Annotated in this window: 1 protein-coding gene; it reads right to left on the minus strand. The window is 42.9% G+C overall.

The window, feature by feature from the left end:
• Positions 1 to 97 precede the first annotated feature (97 nt).
• Positions 98 to 1,939, minus strand: coding sequence for a group II intron reverse transcriptase/maturase (gene ltrA / locus F6J99_RS44075; RefSeq protein ID WP_293123526.1), 1,842 nt, complete (start codon positions 1,937 to 1,939; stop codon positions 98 to 100).
• Positions 1,940 to 2,512: the final 573 nt, after the last annotated feature.

Here is a 2,512-nt window from a genome sequence, read left to right on the forward strand (position 1 = left end):
TATCGGGTAGGTCGGCGGGGTCACCCCCGCTTCGCCCCCTAAGCACCGTGCGAACAAGTCTCCAAGTACACGGCGCACCTAATCCCTTTAGAACTCGTTATTCTTTCAACCGTTTTTTCCTTGATTTCCGGCTTTGTACCTTTTGGCTTTTGTTCCGGTTCAAGGAGGGCTTTCTTTTCCCGTCCTCTAGTTTTTGTAGGATTTCAGGTTTGGTTGCGCCCAAGGCATGTATGGAATGATGGCAATCTTCGTGCAAATAGATGAGATTGTTGTACTTATCTAGTCCACCCAGATGTTTTGGAATTATGTGATGTATATGCACCTGGTCATAATTCCCTAGGTTTTGGTTGCAGACAGGGCATTTATAACCTTGTCTGTTTGCAATTTTGTCTTTTCCACAGGAAAGTCTACTTTTAGCGGTCTTTGCCCTTTGTTTTTCTTTCCGTTTTTCCCAGTATTCAATTAATCCTGGGTCATCCGGACTGTTCTTAAACAGTACTTGAGTGTGTCTTTCGATGGTTGTCCATGCGAATTTAGTCAAATACCGGGTTTCAGACCCATCTCCAAATACCCATTTATCATCCCTACCTGGGCAGTTTTTCCCAAAGTATTTTCTTTGAATCCATTTCTTGGATTTCCTGGGATGCTTCCGTTTTCCCCATCTTTCCAGTTTCCAGTACGTGTAATGGTCTAGGTTATTGAAGATTTCCTTTGATACTGCTCCGTCATGGTACTTACTCCATCCTCTTATTATTGGATTTAATTTTCCGATAACTTCGGATTGCTTCCCACTCTTGAGCTTACTAAGTTCTTCCCTGATTTTACCTTTGACCTTTTTAATACTTTTTTTGGAAGGTTTGATGTAGGTTATTAACCCGGTTTTTTTTCTAGTGGTTTTAAACTTCCTGAAATTCCATCCCAAGAAATCAAATCCGGTGGTTAGGTGGCTTATTTTCGTTTTTTCTTCAGATAACATTAATCCTTTTTTGGCCAACCACTTTTTGGTGATTTCCTTTGCGTTCGCTGCATCTTCTTCGGTTTCAGTTAAGATTACGAAGTCATCGGCAAAGCGGATGTATGCTCTGTTTGTTTTGTTGCCCCAGTATCCACCATCTTCCCTCCTTGAGTCTTTTATCCAGGTGTATTTAATCCCTAGTTCTTCCTCTAATCCATGTAAAGCTATGTTGGCCAATAAGGGGCTGATGACTCCACCTTGAGGGGTTCCTACTTCTGTATCGTAGAATACCCCTTTGTTAATGTATCCTGCCTTGAGCCATTCTTTTATGAGTTTGACTGCCGGAAACTTACCGATGGTTTCTAATAAGGGTTGGTGTGCAATGTTGTCAAAACATCCTGAGATATCTGCGTCTAATACCCACCATTTCTTATTTTTTTCCCCTTTAATATTTGCGAATATCTTTTGTCTTGCGTCATGGGCGCTTCTTCCCGGTCTGAATCCATAGGATGTGGATTCAAAGAGGGCTTCCCATGTAGGCTCTAATGCATTCTTGACGATGCCTTGTAAGCATCTGTCGGTCATGCTAGGTATTCCCAGTGGCCGTTGCTTTCCATTGGATTTAGGGATGTAGATGCGTTTAGTTGGGATAGGTTTCCACGTTTTATAGTCGGTTAGAGCATCGACCATCTCTCCTCGTTGTTTGGGGTTTAATTTCGCCTGTTTGTCAATTCCCGAGGTTTTTTTGCCGCTATTTATTTGGGTTACCTGTTTTACGGAAGTGAGTATGTTGGAGTAGCTGCGAAGCATCAACTTTTGCAGTTTGTTGACCTTCTTCCAGTTGCCTTCACGAGTCGCCCGGAATATTCTACGTCTAAGTTTCCTTACCATTCGGTAGGCGCGCTTCCACTCAGTGGCATGCCAGTCGGTGGCTTGTTTTGTTACGATACCGTTCCCTTTCGGGTTCGATTCAATCTTTTCCATTACAATGCAGAGTTAGATGTATTATGTCCCAAGGCTCGGAATTAGTTCTGAAATTCAGCACTATGCACGAGTTGAGGGATTTCCCTCTATCCAGTCAGTTATACACTTTTTATAGTGTTTTTCCTGTTGTCTTTCGACTTCTGGCTTTTGCTTGGTTCAGTCTTCTACCGGGCCCAGAGTTATACCATTTCTTACGATTTGGCTACTTGTATCAATCGACCTAGATACAAGACTCAACCTCGGCTTACCCGGTTGCACACAGAGAAGATTTGAATCTAAGGTTGCCGTCTATACACCGAGTCTGACGGGATTCATGATTGCCCCTAGGCAGCAAGGCTAATCCTTAGAGCTAATATCCCCATTACCGCTTTGACAGGGATAGATATATTGACGGTGCCTTTTAACAACGATTCCTAAAATTGTCAACCTTTTGATTCTTTCCCTACGCTTAGTCCCTGGTTGCGGTATGTAAGGTTCTAATTACGTTTTACCCTCTAGCTCTGAAACATCTCGATTCGGGAATACTCTAGCTTTTCGGCCTGATGTATCCATCTCAAAATGCTCCTTCGGGTG

Origin of the sequence: Moorena sp. SIO4G3, from assembly GCF_010692305.1 — a bacterium.
Taxonomy (GTDB): domain Bacteria; phylum Cyanobacteriota; class Cyanobacteriia; order Cyanobacteriales; family Coleofasciculaceae; genus Moorena; species Moorena producens_A.